Annotated in this window: 12 protein-coding genes; 1 reads left to right on the top strand and 11 read right to left on the bottom strand. The window is 47.5% G+C overall.

Annotated elements, in window-relative coordinates:
* Window positions 1-9: 9 nt before the first annotated feature.
* The 3 genes from rnz to uvrC all read right to left on the bottom strand — a co-directional run bounded on the left by rnz (window position 10) and on the right by uvrC (window position 4,164).
* Complete coding sequence (rnz, locus tag HF864_RS04950; protein ID WP_169461962.1) at window positions 10-936, bottom strand: ribonuclease Z; 927 nt, start codon at window positions 934-936, stop codon at window positions 10-12.
* Window positions 937-972: 36 nt separating this feature from the next.
* The gene (gene obgE / locus HF864_RS04955) at window positions 973-2,271 is read right to left on the bottom strand and encodes a GTPase ObgE (protein WP_169462028.1); all 1,299 of its coding nucleotides are present in this window, start codon (window positions 2,269-2,271) and stop codon (window positions 973-975) included.
* Between the two features lie 81 nt (window positions 2,272-2,352).
* A complete protein-coding gene (gene uvrC, locus HF864_RS04960; protein ID WP_169461963.1) occupies window positions 2,353-4,164 on the bottom strand; it encodes an excinuclease ABC subunit UvrC in 1,812 nt (603 codons plus the stop codon).
* Window positions 4,165-4,306: 142 nt separating this feature from the next.
* Here uvrC and HF864_RS09540 point away from each other — a divergent pair, with 142 nt between their 5' ends.
* Entirely contained in the window at window positions 4,307-4,441 is a 135-nt protein-coding gene (locus tag HF864_RS09540) for an SPJ_0845 family protein (protein WP_272208275.1), read from the top strand.
* A 107-nt stretch (window positions 4,442-4,548) separates the two neighbouring features.
* Here HF864_RS09540 and yihA read toward each other — a convergent pair whose 3' ends face one another.
* The 8 genes from yihA to HF864_RS05000 form a co-directional block, all read right to left on the bottom strand.
* Entirely contained in the window at window positions 4,549-5,133 is a 585-nt protein-coding gene (yihA, locus tag HF864_RS04965; protein ID WP_169461964.1) for a ribosome biogenesis GTP-binding protein YihA/YsxC, read from the bottom strand.
* A gap of 55 nt (window positions 5,134-5,188) precedes the next feature.
* Complete coding sequence (gene clpX / locus HF864_RS04970) at window positions 5,189-6,439, bottom strand: ATP-dependent Clp protease ATP-binding subunit ClpX (RefSeq protein WP_169461965.1); 1,251 nt, start codon at window positions 6,437-6,439, stop codon at window positions 5,189-5,191.
* Between the two features lie 214 nt (window positions 6,440-6,653).
* Complete coding sequence (tig, locus tag HF864_RS04975; protein ID WP_169461966.1) at window positions 6,654-7,967, bottom strand: trigger factor; 1,314 nt, start codon at window positions 7,965-7,967, stop codon at window positions 6,654-6,656.
* 134 nt (window positions 7,968-8,101) lie between these two features.
* A complete protein-coding gene (gene ade, locus HF864_RS04980; RefSeq protein ID WP_169462029.1) occupies window positions 8,102-9,847 on the bottom strand; it encodes an adenine deaminase in 1,746 nt (581 codons plus the stop codon).
* Between the two features lie 84 nt (window positions 9,848-9,931).
* Window positions 9,932-11,281, bottom strand: coding sequence for an NCS2 family permease (locus HF864_RS04985; protein WP_169461967.1), 1,350 nt, complete (start codon window positions 11,279-11,281; stop codon window positions 9,932-9,934).
* A 321-nt stretch (window positions 11,282-11,602) separates the two neighbouring features.
* Window positions 11,603-12,793: an elongation factor Tu gene (gene tuf, locus HF864_RS04990; protein WP_006499744.1), complete on the bottom strand. Its 1,191-nt coding sequence runs from the start codon at window positions 12,791-12,793 to the stop codon at window positions 11,603-11,605.
* 187 nt (window positions 12,794-12,980) lie between these two features.
* Window positions 12,981-13,886, bottom strand: a complete 906-nt coding sequence (locus tag HF864_RS04995) for a hypothetical protein (protein ID WP_169461968.1) — start codon at window positions 13,884-13,886, stop codon at window positions 12,981-12,983.
* 62 nt (window positions 13,887-13,948) lie between these two features.
* Entirely contained in the window at window positions 13,949-15,760 is a 1,812-nt protein-coding gene (locus HF864_RS05000; protein WP_169461969.1) for a ribonuclease J, read from the bottom strand.
* Window positions 15,761-15,820: the final 60 nt, after the last annotated feature.

Below are 15,820 nucleotides of genomic sequence, written 5' to 3' on the forward strand. Positions count from 1 at the left end.
CCATCACCTCTATTTAAATGGTACGTCAACTATATCAAAATCATTAACGACGCGCGTGGCGGGGAATATATCACGAACCTGGTAGGCCAGCTGATAGGCCGCCTTGCCGGCATAGCGTGCCGAGATATGCGTCAACAGCAGTTTTTTGGCATGCGCCTTTTTCGCTGTCATTGCCGCCTGACCACTGGTTGAATGGTAATAGCTGCGCGCCATCTTGATCTCATCTTTGGCAAAGGTACCTTCATGAATCAAGACGTCGGCATCCTCCGCCAGTTCAACGGCCGCCGGCGTATGACGCGTATCACTGATAATCGTAATCACGCGGCCCTTTTGCGGCTCACCAATAAAGTCGTGGCCATCCAAAACGCGTCCATCCGGCAGCTCAACGGTCTGACCGGCTTTAAGCTGGCCATAGATTGGACCGGATGGAACCTTGGCTGCGCGCAGTTTTTCGACTTGCAGCTCGCCAGGATGATCATGCTCAACCACGCGATAGCCAAAACAGGCAATTTTATGGTTCAGCTTTTTGGTATAAACCGTAAACGTCTTATCGCTGAAAATCTTACCATCATCAGTCAACTCGACAAACTTCAGTGGGTAACTCAAGCGCGACTCACTCACTTTTAAGGCCGTCTTGACAAATTCTTTGATGCCAACCGGGCCATAGATCGTCAATGGCTCATTGCCGCCTTGAAACGACCGCGAGCTCAGCAGGCCAGGCAGACCAAAAATATGGTCGCCATGAAGATGACTGATAAAGATTTTTTCGATTTTGCGAGGGCGAATCGTCGTCCGCAAAATCTGGTGCTGAGTTGCCTCGCCACAGTCAAACAGCCACACTGCATTGCGTTCTTCCAGCAGTTTTAAGGCAATGCTGGAAACGTTGCGCTGCTTACTTGGCGACCCCGCACCGGTTCCTAAGAATTCAATCTGCATAAATCATTTTCCTATTCTGTCTTCTATTATCATCAATTATTGGACAAATTCAAAAACAAATTTTTCGATGCGCACCAGATCACCGTTTTGAATGCCCTTGGCCCGCAATGCATCGTCCACGCCCATGTGCCGCAGCTGGCGGGCAAAGCGCAGCTGACCATCCTCATGATCCAGATTGGACATCTTAAACAGCCGCGTCAGCTTTTCGCCACCCAGGACCCAGGTGCCATCGTCATCACGCGTAATGGTAAAGGCTGGTTCTTCTTCTTTGGCATGGTATTCAACCGTCTCCAGCTTATCATGATGCTCGCTGTCAAAGGCCGGCGTTTGATCAAGCAGATCGGCCGTCATCTGCATCAGTCCCTGGACGCCTTGGTGCGTAATGGCACTGATCGGCACGACTGGCGGCATCTTTTCAAACGTATCGTCTTGGGCCAGCTTTTCCTTAAAGTGGGCCAGGTTTTCTTGGGCATCCGGCAGATCCATTTTGGTAACAACGATAATCTGTGGCCGCTTGAGCAGCTCAGGATCATACGCGGCCAATTCATGATTGATCTGGTGATAGCGCTCAATGGCCTGTTCGGGGTCTTGACTGCCCATATCGATCAGGTGCAGCAAGACCCGAGTCCGCTCAATGTGGCGCAAGAAAGTCAGACCTAACCCGACCCCTTTAGATGCACCCTCGATTAAACCAGGCATATCAGCCATTGCAAAGTCGCGACCATCTGGCAGCATGACCATCCCTAGATTTGGCACCAGCGTTGTAAACTCATAGGCCGCAATCTTAGGCTTGGCTCCCGTAACAACGGAAAGCAGCGTTGACTTGCCCACAGATGGGAACCCGATCAAACCAACATCGGCCAGCATCTTTAATTCCAATTCCAAATAGCGATCCTCACCTGGTTCACCATTTTCGGCAATCTCAGGGGCAGGATTTTTGGCTGAGGCAAAGTGAATATTGCCGCGACCGCCACGGCCACCCTTAGCAATTACCAACTCTTGACCAGGCTGAGTCAGATCGCCCATGATTTCGCCGGTATCCAGATCGCGCACCGTAGTTCCCTCGGGGACGGCAACGATCAGATCTGAAGCAGCTGCCCCCGTCATCTGCTTGCTCATTCCATTTTGGCCATTTTTAGCCTTAAAAATCCGGTGGTAGCGAAAATCCATCAGCGTCCGCAAGCCAGGATCGACCTTTAAAATGATGCTGCCGCCGCGGCCACCGTCGCCACCAGCTGGTCCGCCGTTGGGAACGTACTTTTCGCGTCGGAAAGCCACCATCCCATTACCGCCTTTTCCGGCATGGGCTTCAATTTTTATTTGATCCACAAACATGTTAGCCATGAAAAATATTCTCCGTTCTTAAAATAGTGACTACTAAGTCTAGTATAAGGAAAAATCATGCGGGCGTCAAAATCAGTCATGACTGCTGCCTTTTGCCATTGTGGCCTTACCCTGCAAAGAAAGTTTGATTAATTGGGCCGTTTTTTGATTGATGCCCAAAGCTTGAATCTCTTCAACCTTGGCATCAGCAATCTTATCCAATGAGCCATAAGCCTTTAACAGCTTATTGCGCGTTCTGGGCCCCACGCCTTTGATCTCATCCAAACGTGAGCTAAGGGAATGCTTGGTATGCACGCTACGGTGAAAAGTGATTGCAAAGCGATGCACCTCGTCTTGAATTCGCTGCACCAGATAAAAGCCCTGACTGCGCGGATCTAGATGAACGTGATGATCGTCGTTGCCATATAAAAGATCAGCCGTTTTATGCTTATCATTTTTTACCATGCCAACTACCGGAATCTGCAGGTTCAGTTCATTTTCCAAAATGTCTTTGACGGCATCCATTTGAATCTCACCGCCATCCATAAAGATCAGATCAGGCAGTGGCTGACCTTCTTTTAAAAGTCGGCTATAGCGACGCCGAATTACCTCACGCGTGCTGGCGGCCTCATCGGCATGATCGATCACGGATTTAAGCTTGTATTTGCGGTAAAGCTTTTTGGCTGGCTCACCATCAACAAACACGACCATGGCACTGACCGGATCGGCACCTTGAATATGCGAGTGGTCAAAAGCTTCAATCTTATGACATTCTGGCAGTCCCAGGGCGTCCGTGATTTCTTTCATAGCGCCACTGGTTTTGGCTTGATCAAGTTCTAGTAAACGAAACTTTTCATTGAGCTGCAGCTGGGCATTTTCATAGGCCATGTGCATCAGATCCCGTTTTTCTCCTCGCTGCGGCGTTCGTACCGGTACCCCTAAAATCTCGCTGATTTCTCGATTGGGCAAGCCAGCCGGCAAGAGAATCTCTTTTGGCAAAATATTATTTTTACGGTTATAGAACTGTAAAATGAAGCTGGTCATTTCTTCTGCTGCTGAATCAACGACTGGAAACAAACGCTTTTCCCGCTTCATCAAACGAGCCTGACGAATAAAGAATACTTGAATGCTCAGCCAGCCTTTGTCCATATAAAAGTTGAACAGATCACGCGGTGTTTTGTCATTAGTAATGATTTTTTGTTTTTCAACCGTCACCTCAATATAGTGCAGTTGATCGCGAATCTCCGCGGCTCGTTCAAACTCCAATTCTTCACTGGCCTGTTTCATCTTGGCCAACAGCTGACGCTTGACGCTGGCAGTATTACCGTTTAAAAACGACTTGATTTTTTTGATCTGGGTATCGTATTCCTCACGCGGTACCTCTCTAAAACAGGCGCCCAAGCACTGTCCCATGTGATAGTAAAGACATGGCCGTCCCTGATGCCCCTTGCAGCGCCGCAGTGGATAAACTTTTTGGATAAAGTGCAGCGTTTCTTCAGCGGCATAAACGTTTGGATACGGGCCAAAATAATAGGCCCCGTCTTTTTTGATCTGACCGGTGATTTCGATACGTGGGTCACGCTCATTGGTAATCTTGATATAAGGATAGCCAGTCCCTCGCTTAAGCTTGATATTGTAATAAGGCTGGTGTTTTTGAATCAGTGTGATCTCCAGCAAAAAGCTTTCTTTGTTGGAATCAGTGGTAATAATGTCAAAATCAGCTACTTGATCAACCATCGCCGCGACCTTGCCGGTATGACTGCTCTTAAAATACGAGCGTACGCGATTTTTGAGATTTTTGGCCTTGCCGACATAGATGATCTGACCATTGATATCTTTCATCAAATAGCAGCCGGGTTTGTCCGGCAGCAGCATCAGCTTGTGTTCCACTCGTTGTGTGGTCATCAAATTCCTCCGTTTTAGCAATTATCTTTAATTTTAGTACAGGTCGACTCCTGGTCGCAAAAGAATCGCCTATGAGTTGATTTACGCTTTTTCTAGTTTATGTTAGGATAGCTTCAAGCAATAAGTTAAAGGAGGTTCAGCTATGGGTTTGGTAACGCAGCGCAATCAAAAGCTGGAAAAGCTGTTCAACGATCTGGCAATCGATCCTAAAGAAAAGGCTAAGCCAAAAGACAAGCCAGCTGACAAAGAGCAAGCTGAGCAACAAGACAAGCAGTAATGACTGTCATTAAACGACAAGAGGGTCCCGTATCCGGTCAATTCCGGACGCGGGGCCCTTTTATGTTGCCTGATTCAATTTGATCCAGCTACAGCTGATAAATATCTCTAATCATGCATGCGGGCTTCGATCCATTGCCAAACCTCATCCTTACCGTACTTGGTTTCTGCCGAGAAAAGCTGCAGTGGCGTATCTTCTAGCCCCAGCGTCTTCGTGATCTGTGAAATCGACTTTGTCCGGGCACTGGGCTTAACCTTGTCAATCTTAGTCCCAACCACCAAAAGCGGTACTTGGTAATACTTCAGCCATTGATACATGGCCACATCGTCATCACTTGGCGCATGGCGGGCATCAACCAGCTCAATCACGCCCTTTAATTGCGGACGCGTAGTCAGATAGGTCTCAATCATCTTGCCAAACTTTTCGCGCTGCTTTTTGGAAACCTTGGCATAACCATAGCCAGGCACATCAACGAAAAAGAGCTGATCTTCAACATTGTAGAAATTCAGCGTCTGCGTTTTACCAGGCTGGCTGGAAGTATGGGCAAAGTTTTTGCGATTGATCAAGACATTGGTCAAAGAAGACTTGCCGACATTGGAACGGCCAACCAGGGCAATCTCAGGGTAGTCCGTTTTAGGATACTGCTCTTCGGCAACTGCACTGATCGTTAAGTCAACGTGATGAACTTCCATAATCTGTTTTGATTCCTCCGTTAAAAAAGGGCCACTGTTGACCCTTTCTGACTGCCTATGAAGCTTTTTCGTCCTTTAATAGATAACGCGGCTCGCCATGATTTTCTACGCAGCGCTTGTCGATTACGACCTTAGCCACGTCATCGCGACTCGGCAGATCAAACATGACATCGCGCATCACGTCTTCAATAATTGAGCGCAGGCCCCGCGCACCGGTATTACGCTTGATCGCCAGTTGCGCCATTGCACGCAAGGCACCATCCGTAAACTGCAGCTGACTGCCATCCAGACGAATCAGTTCTTGATACTGCTTGACCAGCGCATTCTTTGGTTCGGTCAAAATACGTACCAGATCATCTTCATCCAGCTTTTGCAGTGCCGTCAAGACTGGCAGCCGACCGATAAATTCTGGAATCAGTCCAAACTTGAGCAGGTCTTCTGGAATTACGTGTTGTAAAATGTTCTTTTCGTTAACATCCTGCAATTCACCAGTATCGGTGCCAAAGCCAATCGTCTTGTCACCCAAGCGTTCTTTGACGATGTTTTCAATTCCGTCAAAGGCCCCACCGACGATAAACAAAATGTTGCTGGTGTCAACTTGAATGAATTCTTGTTGCGGGTGCTTACGACCTCCCTGCGGCGGAACATTGGCAATCGTGCCTTCCAAGATCTTAAGCAGCGCCTGCTGAACGCCTTCACCGGAAACATCCCGCGTAATCGAGACATTTTCGCCTTTTTTGGCAATCTTGTCAATTTCGTCGATGTAGATAATCCCTTTTTCGGCCCGTTCAACATCAAAATCTGCCGCCTGTAAAAGCTTTAGGATGATATTTTCAACGTCTTCACCGACATAACCGGCCTCAGTCAAAGTCGTTGCATCGGCAATGGCAAACGGCACGTTTAAGATCTTAGCCAATGATTGTGCCAGGTAGGTTTTCCCAGAACCCGTTGGCCCAATAATAGCAATGTTGCTCTTTTGCAGATCGGTTTCGTTGTTGTCACCGGTCATCATGGCGTTGACCCGCTTGTAGTGGTTGTATACCGCTACGGCCAACGTCTTCTTGGCATCGTCTTGACCAATTACATAATCATTGAGCTCCTTGACGATTTCAGCCGGCGTTGGTACGCGGAAAGTTTCATTGGCGTGATCTTCAGCCAGTTCCTGTTCAATAATCTGCTGACAAAGATCGACACACTCGTTGCAAATGTAGACGCCAGGACCGGCAACGATCTTTTTTACCTCGTCTTGCGACTTGCCACAAAAAGAACAGTGCACGGCATCCATGCCACTGGTATCTTCAAACATTTTGCGTCCTCCTCTTAAAATGATTGTGTTTATCATACCAAACTGTCGACCAAATTTCGAATAATTCAAACCATCATCTGCCCATTCAGAATGATTCAAGACGTGGATTTAATCGACTCAGTACGACAACAGGGCCCAGCACCCGGATGACCGAACGCTGGGCCCTATTTGTTTTAAGCAGCGTAACAGCTGTTTTTTAACGCAATGTCAAAGATTACTTGTCTTCTTCTGCGTCCTTGGATTCAACCTGCTTGGCAGAATCCGTAACCAGGTCAACGGCCTTCTTGATTTGAATGTCGTGACTCAGCATATCCTTGGACAGAGCCTTCTTAACGGCATCTTCTTCCATACCGTATTGAGAAGCCAGGTCCTTGATTTCAGCATCGATGTCTTCATCGGTTGCTTCCAGGTTGGCGTCCTTAACGATGGCTTCCAGAACCAGGTTGGTCTTAACGCGCTTGGCAGCATCGTTGGCGAATTGCTTGCGCAGGTCGTCTTCAGTCGTACCAGTGATTTGGAAGTACATCTTAGGGTTGATGCCTTGTTGTTGCATGCCCATCAGGTATTGTTGTACTTGACGGTCCGTGTCGTCGTCCAGCATAGCTTGTGGAATTTCTTCCGTTTCAGCATTGTTGACAGCGGCTTCGATCGCGGCATCTTCAATGGCAGCGTGAGCAGCGTCTTCTTTTTGTTCTTGCAGCTGCTTTTTCGTCTTTTCCTTCAGTTCGTCAAGCGTGTCAACGTCTTCGTCAACGTCCTTGGCGAATTCGTCGTCCATTTCTGGCAGTTGCTTTTCCTTGACTTCGTGCAGCTTAACTTCAAAGACGGCTTCTTTACCAGCCAGGTCTTGAGCGTGGTATTCTTCAGGGAAGGTTACCTTAACTTCAACGTCGTCACCGGACTTGTGGCCAACCAGTTGGTCTTCAAAGCCTGGAATGAAGGCACCAGAGCCCAGTTCCAGCGAGTAGTTGTCAGCAGAGCCGCCGTCAAACTTTTCGCCATCAACGGAACCAACGTAGTCGATAACAACCGTGTCGCCGTTTTCAGCTGGTTGGTCTTCTTTCAGAACCAGTTCAGCTTGTTGTTGACGCTTGGATTCCAATTCGTCTTCAACTTCCTTGTCGGAAACCGTGGTGTCTTGAGCAGGAACTTCCATACCCTTGTAGTCGCCCAGCTTAACTTCTGGCTTAACGGCAACTTCGGCAGTCAGTACCCATGGCTGACCCTTTTCCAGACTCTTAACATCGATTTGTGGCTGGTCAACTGGTTCGATGCCCGTTTCCTTAACGGCATCTTCGTAGGCCTTTGGCAGCACGATGTTCAAAGCATCTTGGTACAGAGCTTCTTCACCGTACATTTGGTTAAACAGTTGACGTGGCACGTGGCCCTTACGGAAACCAGGAACCGTGATCCGTTTTTGCGTACGCTTAAAGGCTTGGTCAATACCCTTCTTAGCCGTTTCAACGTCGATTTCAAAAGTTAATGTCCCTTTGCTGGCTTCGCTGTCGCGTTCCCATTTTGCTGACATTTCATTTCCTCCAATAACTTGCAGTTTTCAACTGATCGCCGTTTCAATTCTTAAATAACAGCGACCTGTACATACTTTAATAGTTTACCGTACAGTGTTCCGGATTTCAACTATTCGCGCCAATTATCGCCAATTTAGGCTTGATCGTCAACCTCCAGCGTAGCAAAGCGACCATTGGCAACGTCAAACAGTCCCTCATCGGTTAATTTTAATTCTGGAATCACTGCCAATGGCAAAAAGCTCAGTGACATGACCGGATCAACGTTGGCGGGAATTTCCAGCTCATCATGGGCGACTCGGTTGATCTCGTTTTGCGCAGCCACGACTTTTTCAGCTGGCTGATCGCTCATCAAGCCAGCAATTGGCAATGGCATCCGCGCAATCGGCTCTTGATCCTTGACCATGACAACGCCGCCACCTTGTTTGATCAATTCATCAACGGCTGCATGCATCTCGTTATCACTGACTCCGGTAACCATGATGTTGTGCGAATCATGGCCAATTGAAATGGCAATCGCACCATGCTTGATTCCATAGCCACTAACCAAGGCCGTACACATTTTACCGGTCGCATGATGGCGCTCAATAACTGCCAGCTTGGTCACATCTTGAGCTGGATTATAGACAAAGTCGCCATCGTTGTCATGACTGACTTGGCAGATCTTTTCACCAGTCAGCACCTCGCCTGGAATTACTTCAATCGTGCGCACCGGCTTGCCGCTCAAATGCAGTTTAAAGCAGTCAGCTGACAATGGCTTAACATGCATGGAAGATTCTACGGCGCCAATTGGATAACGTTGCACTTGAGGCAGATATTGGCTGTCTTGAGCAACTTTTTCACCCATAATCCAAGTCTGTTCCACATGGAAACTTCTTAGATCATCAACAACCACCAGATCAGCTCGGCGTCCTGGCGCAATCGCCCCACGATCATTTAAGCCACAGTATTCGGCAGCATTGAGTGTCGCCATTTGAATTGCCGTAATTGGTGACAGTCCCTGTTCGATACAGATGCGAATACTGTTGTCCAAATGGCCCAAAGTCATTGCCGTGACCGCCTGCACATCATCACCAGCCAGCAGACAATGACGTGCAGTCTGTGGCGTAACAACCGGCAAGAGGCTCTTTAAATCATGTTCGGTCGTACCTTGGCGCAGCAAAACATACATCCCACATGCCAAACGATCTTGCGCTTCTTGAACCGTTGAGCATTCATGATCGTTGCCTACGCCGGCCGCCGCATAAGCATTGAGCAGCTTACCAGAAACCTGTGGCGCATGGCCATCAATACGACGATGATATTTTTGGGCCAGCATGACTTCATCAATCATCTTGTCATCATTATTGACAACGCCGACATAGTTCATCAATTCAGCCAGCCCATCCACTTCACCATTTTTTAAGGCCGGCTCCATGTCACTGGCAGCCAGATTGGCACCGGCATGCTCATAAGGCGTTGATGGGACGCAAGCAGGCATCAAATAACGAATATCCATCTTAGCCAGCTTGGCAGCCTGCTCCATGTATTCCAGTCCCTTTAAGCCGGCTACGTTGACAATCTCATGCGGATCACATAAAGCGGTCGTCGTCCCGCATGGTACAAAGATACGACTAAACTCTTCCGGTGAAACATAGGACGACTCGACGTGGATATGGGCATCGATCAAGCCAGGCAATAAGAATCTGCCGGCTAAATCAACTGTCTGCTTGCCTTCATAATGATCACTGATCCCAGCAATATAGCCGCTTGCAATCGCTACATCGCCTTTACGCATGCAACCCAAGCAGACATCGACAATCTGGGCGTTTTTGATTACAACGTCTGCAGCAACGCGCCCAGCTGCCACGTCAATCACATGTTTTAACTCAGCTTTTTTAATCATTAATTCGTCCCTCTTTCAGTTTTTTCTATTATATATTAAGAAAAAGACCCGACCGCTATCGATCGCGTCTTTTAAAGATTTTTATGATGGCAAAACGTTTAAAACGTACAGCATCAAGATGAAGACGAACAGCAGCGTCCACATGATCCAGTTGATTTCTTTACGGCGACCAGCAACCGTCATCGTCAATGGGTAGATGATAAACCCAAATGCGATCCCGTAAGAAATGTTGTAGGTCAATGGCATGCCGGCAACCACCATGAAGGCAGGAAAGGCAATTTCAAAGTGAAGCCAATCAATGCCAGCCAAAGAACTTGCCATCAGCGAACCAACAATAATCAGAGCTGGTGCCGTAACCTGCGTCGTTACCACCGTCAAAAGTGGACTGAACAACAGACTAAAGGCAAACAACACACCGACCGTCAAGGCAGTCAGACCAGTCCGGCCACCAACGGCAATTCCGGCAGATGATTCAACGTAGGCTGCCGTTGGCGTAGTCCCCATTACCGAACCACTCAGCATGGAAATCGAATCTGCCATCAAAGCCTGACCAATCCGCGGCATTCGGTCGTTTTTCATCAAACCAGCCTGTTGAGCTAAGCCCACCAGCGTTCCGGCTGTGTCAAAGAAGGCCACCAGCAAAAAGATCAAAACAACGGCCCACATCTGCGGCGTATTAACCTTGCCCAGGCTGGTCAGTGCCACGCCAAAAGTTGGCTTCATGGAAGGAGCTAACGAAATAATATGAGCAGGCATCTTAATCAGGCCCGTAAACAAGCCCAGCAGCGTTGTCAGAATCATCCCGATAAAGATTGATCCAGGAACCCGTTTAGCCATCAATAGTGCGATTGCCAAAACCCCAAAGATCGTCAGCCAAGTCGTTGGTACCGTCAATGAACCCAATTGAACCAATGAGCTCTTGCTTGCGACAACCAGGCCACCGCCTTGCAGACCGACAAAAGCGATGAACAAACCGATCCCAGCGGCAATTGCCAGCTTCAAATCATGCGGAATCGCGTTGATAACAGCTTCACGCACCTTCATCAAAGAAAGGATCGTAAAGATTACCGATGCTACAAAAACACCAGCCATCGCGGTCTGCCATGAGATCCCCATTGCCAGAACCACCGAGTATGTAAAGAACGCGTTATCACCAAGACCAGGCGCAATGGCAATCGGATAATTGGCTAAAAATGCCATCAATAAACAGCCGATAATTGCAGATAGTGCCGTTGCCGTAAAAACCGCGCCCTTGTTCATGCCGGCCATTCCCAAGACGCTGGGATTAACAAACAGAATGTAGGCCATTGAAACAAAAGTCGTCAGACCCGCGAGCAGCTCACGCTTGATCGTCGTGCCCTGCTCGCTTAAATGAAACCATTTTTCTAAAATATTGGTAGAAGCAGGCGAGTTATTCGTGCTTTGACCCATTAAAATTCATCTCCTATGCATTTAATCCAACAAACAAGATTTGATTATGCAACAATTTTCGGATTTTTGCAATAGATTAAAACGATAAAATTACGAATGTTCGCATCTGATTTTTAAATCGGCTTTTGTAAAAGGATTTAAATACGATTGTTCGGAAATAAAAAGCCAAGCCGTCAAGTTGCAGCCTGGTTCAAGCTTAATTTAGATACGCTTTTTTTAAGAACATCAGTCACCCTAGCCAAGCAAAGATTCATTTTTTAGACACAAAAAAAGAGCAAGCAGAACTCTGCTTGCTCTTTTATTTATTGCACTAATTTGAAATTAGTCCAGGATGTCAGAAACGACACCGGCACCAACAGTGTGGCCACCTTCACGAATAGTGAACTTCAGACCCTTTTCAATGGCAACTGGCTTTTGCAGGGAAACAGTAAACGTAACGTTGTCCCCAGGCATAACCATTTCTACACCATCTGGCAGTTCGATCGTACCCGTAACGTCAGTAGTGTGGAAGTAGAATTGTGGACGGTAGTTGGAGAAGAATGGCGTGTGACGGCCCCCTTCTTCCTTCGTCATAACGTAGACTTCACCCTTGAAGTTCTTGTGCGTTTGGATGGAGCCTGGTTGTGCCAGAACTTGACCACGTTCTACTTGGTCGTGGCCGATACCACGCAGCAGAACACCAACGTTGTCCCCGGCTTCACCAAGGTCCAGCGTCTTGTGGAACATTTCAACACCCGTAACAGTAGACTTCAGGATTTCGTCCTTCAGACCAACGATTTCAACTTCGTCGCCGACCTTAACAGTACCACGGTCGATACGACCGGAAACAACAGTACCACGACCAGTGATAGTGAAGACGTCTTCGATTGGCAGCATGAATGGCTTGTCAGTAGGACGCTTTGGAGTTGGGATGTATTCGTCGATAACATCCATCAGGTGCAGGATAACCTTTTCTTGTTCAGGGTCACCTTCCAGAGCCTTCAAAGCAGAACCACGAACAACTGGAATGTCATCGCCAGGGAAATCGTATTCGCTCAGCAGGTCGCGAACTTCCATTTCAACCAAGTCAACCAGTTCGTCATCGTCAACCAAGTCGGTCTTGTTCAGGAATACAACGATGTATTGAACACCAACTTGACGAGCCAACAGAATGTGTTCACGAGTTTGTGGCATAGGACCGTCAGTAGCAGCAACAACCAGGATAGCACCATCCATTTGTGCGGCACCAGTGATCATGTTCTTAACGTAGTCGGCGTGACCAGGGGCATCGATGTGTGCGTAGTGACGCGTTTCCGTTTCGTATTCAACGTGGGCCGTGTTGATAGTGATACCACGTTCCTTTTCTTCTGGAGCGTTGTCGATATCAGCGTAGTCTTCAGCCTTTGCCAGACCCTTTTCTGCCAGAACCTTCGTGATTGCAGCAGTCAGAGTAGTCTTACCATGGTCAACGTGGCCAATAGTACCAATGTTTACATGGGGTTTAGTACGTTCATAATGTTCTTTTTCAGCCATTAATGAAATCCTCCTGATAAATTACAAGTATAATGCCAGACAAGTCAAAAACCGTCTGACACACCCTTAATGAAAATTGTACTACTTCCGGGAGCCAATTAAAAGTTTTAAAACCGGTTTTCCGAAAGAATTCTTAATTATAATATCAGCTCTACCCTGATTTGTAAATGAATTTAACCGAAACTTTTTATTGCATGCCCAGTCGCTGAGCCAAGCGGGCAATTTGATTCTGCCATTGTTTGGCCAAGATAACGTCGTAATCCTGATCCGTGCTCTGTGAATAAGCCGTTAAAGCATGGTACCATGCGGTTGGATTGGGAATTGCCAATTCAATCAATGGATACAAAAATGCCAGCTGCAAGTGAAACTCTTGATCAAACATTTGATACGACAATGGATCGAGCTGACTAAACTCTTTTTTAATCATTGATTCGATCTGCTGGACCGTTTGAATCGACTCGACATCTTGTAGCCTGCCCAAATCAACCTCATGCTCTTGCTCATCCAGCCAATAGATCGTGATTCTTTCTTGCAGATGCAGACGCTGCATAATCTGCAAAAGACTTGATCTAATCAGTGGATTGACGAATGGATCACGCGCTAAGAACTTGGCACCGATCAGATACTGTTTAAGCGGCAGATGACTGGCCGCTTTAAAACGTCGCTGCTGTTCGGCAAAACTGCCGTCTCCCAAATGATAGAACTGCTTGAGCTGGCTGTTCAGTGAGGTCTGATAGTGCTTGGCAAACGAACTTTCAGCCTGCTCAACTTGTTTGATGAACTCATCATGCCATTTAGGCAGACTGTTTAATTGCACGCGAACGTCAATAAAGGCCTGAGCATGCAGCTCAACCTCGATCAAAAGCTGCATTAATTCCCTAGAGGCGGTATATTCATTGAGATGCTCATTGGCATAGCTGAGCGCCTCGGCATACTGTTGATCCTCATACAAAGATTTTACCAGCTGACGATTGACAACGAACTCATCAACTTCTTCATAAAGCGCGGCAAATCGCTGTGCAGCCTCATGATAATGCTGCTGATCAAGAAGCTGATCGGCTTGATGAAACTGCTCTTGTTGCAAAGGCGTCATAATTATTAATTCCTTTCTGAAAGCCAAACAGCGCGAGCATTCACAGATGCTCACGCTGTTGATTATTTGCTGGCCTTGGTCTCGGCTTTGCGCTGACGCTTGGCTCCGCGTCCCCGGCCACGACGCTTGGCAGTCGTCTTTTTGGACGTTGATTCTTCATTGGCCTTATCATTGGTCTTTTTAGAATGATTCTTGCGCTTTGGATGCTGGTTGATCTCCATAATTACCGGCAGAATCACTGGATGACGCTTCGTTTGGTTAAAGAGGAAGCGATTCAGTTTTTCGCGCACGTCGGATTTAAGATGCGTCCAGTCAAATTCTTTTTGGTCCAGATTTTCTTGAACGACCTTTTCAACCAGATCCGCACTCTGCTTCATCAATTGACGATTCGTCTTAACAAAGACAAAACCGCGTGAAGTGATCTGTGGCCGGGCCACGATCTTCTTTTTCTTACGGTCAATCGTTGCTACAACGACAAAGATCCCATCTTCTGACAGCACACGACGATCACGCAATACGATATTGCCGATATCACCAACCCCGGTTCCATCAATCATCGTATTGCCAACTTCCACGTGGGCACCCAAATGGAAGGCGCCATCTTCATAAGTCAAGACGTCACCCTTATTGGTCAAGAAGATATGATCAGCAGGAATGCCAACTTCTTCAGCCAAGATGGCATGCTGATCAAGCAAACGATACTCGCCTTGAATTGGCATGAACCACTGTGGCCGCATAAAGTTGAGCATCAGCTGTTCATCATTTTGATTGGCATGACCGGATGGATTCAGATCAGCAGCAATAAACTTGACGCTGGCCCCCGTCCGGTAAAGCATGTCCTCAGTCTTTTGCACTGTTGTTTCCATCGCATATGATGGTGTCGTTGTAACAAAAACCAGATCGTTTTCGTTGAGCGTAATGTTTTTATTGTCACCATTGGCAATCTGCTGCAATGCCTTGATTGGCTCGCCCATTCGGCCAGTTTCCAATACAACCAGTTCTTGTGGCTCCATCTTCTTAGCTTCTTCCAAGGTAATCAAAAGATCGTCTTCAGGCATCTTCAACTTGCCAAGGCTCATCGCCGTATCGATGATCTGCTCTAAGTCATGCCCAGAAAGGATTACCTTGCGACCTGTCGCAGCAGCTGCATTTAAAATCTGCTGTACACGCATGATATTGGAAGCTACGCTGGCGACAACCACCCGGCCAGGCGCTGCCTCAAAAGTATCTTGAATATAGGCAGCGATGTCTTTTTCTTTGGTGTTCATGCCAGTGATGCCTGAACCAGCCGAATCAGACAGCAGCAGCAGCACACCTTGCTGACCAATCTGAGCCAGTCGTGCCAGATCAGTGCGGTAGCCTTCTGCCGCCGTTTGATCAAACTTAAAGTCCCCAGTATAAACGATGTTGCCCTCTGGCGTCTGCAACACGATCCCCATGGTATCTGGAATCGAGTGCGTTGTCTTAAAGAATGAAACCGTCACATCGTTAAAATCGATTTCAGTTGCAGCATCAACGACATGGAAGTCATTAAATTTTTTAACTTTCTTGTCGGCGCTGTCTTTAACGGCCAGCTTAGCCAAGGCAATCGTTAATTCGCTCCCAAAGACAGGAACGTTGAAGTCAGTCAAAAAGTATGGCAAGCCGCCAATAGCATCGGCGTGACCCTGCGTCAGGAATACCCCAACGATTCGATCAGCACTTTCCTTTAAAAATGACCAGTCCGGTACGACCACGTCAATCCCCATCAGTTCGTTTTCTGGGTATTTCAAGCCGCAGTCCAGGATAAAAATCTGTTCATCAACCTCAACGGCATACATATTCTTGCCGTTTTCGTGCACGCCCCCAAAAGGCGTAATCTTAATCTTGCTCATATTTGCTCCTTATGATTGTATTTAAACGCGCCACGGACCTGGGCGGCTCATGGCAATTTA

The organism is Lactobacillus sp. MRS-253-APC-2B, from assembly GCF_012843675.1.
GTDB classification, from domain to species: domain Bacteria; phylum Bacillota; class Bacilli; order Lactobacillales; family Lactobacillaceae; genus Limosilactobacillus; species Limosilactobacillus pulli.

What these genes read in the sequence shown, in the direction of transcription:
- rnz (WP_169461962.1), bottom strand. Translation starts at nt 936, where the DNA reads ATGCAGATTGAATTCTTAGGAACCGGTGCGGGGTCGCCAAGTAAGCAG.
- obgE (WP_169462028.1), bottom strand. Translation starts at nt 2,271, where the DNA reads ATGTTTGTGGATCAAATAAAAATTGAAGCCCATGCCGGAAAAGGCGGT.
- uvrC (WP_169461963.1), bottom strand. Translation starts at nt 4,164, where the DNA reads ATGACCACACAACGAGTGGAACACAAGCTGATGCTGCTGCCGGACAAA.
- HF864_RS09540 (WP_272208275.1), top strand. Translation starts at nt 4,307, where the DNA reads ATGGGTTTGGTAACGCAGCGCAATCAAAAGCTGGAAAAGCTGTTCAAC.
- yihA (WP_169461964.1), bottom strand. Translation starts at nt 5,133, where the DNA reads ATGGAAGTTCATCACGTTGACTTAACGATCAGTGCAGTTGCCGAAGAG.
- clpX (WP_169461965.1), bottom strand. Translation starts at nt 6,439, where the DNA reads ATGTTTGAAGATACCAGTGGCATGGATGCCGTGCACTGTTCTTTTTGT.
- tig (WP_169461966.1), bottom strand. Translation starts at nt 7,967, where the DNA reads ATGTCAGCAAAATGGGAACGCGACAGCGAAGCCAGCAAAGGGACATTA.
- HF864_RS04985 (WP_169461967.1), bottom strand. Translation starts at nt 11,281, where the DNA reads ATGGGTCAAAGCACGAATAACTCGCCTGCTTCTACCAATATTTTAGAA.
- tuf (WP_006499744.1), bottom strand. Translation starts at nt 12,793, where the DNA reads ATGGCTGAAAAAGAACATTATGAACGTACTAAACCCCATGTAAACATT.
- HF864_RS04995 (WP_169461968.1), bottom strand. Translation starts at nt 13,886, where the DNA reads ATGACGCCTTTGCAACAAGAGCAGTTTCATCAAGCCGATCAGCTTCTT.
- HF864_RS05000 (WP_169461969.1), bottom strand. Translation starts at nt 15,760, where the DNA reads ATGAGCAAGATTAAGATTACGCCTTTTGGGGGCGTGCACGAAAACGGC.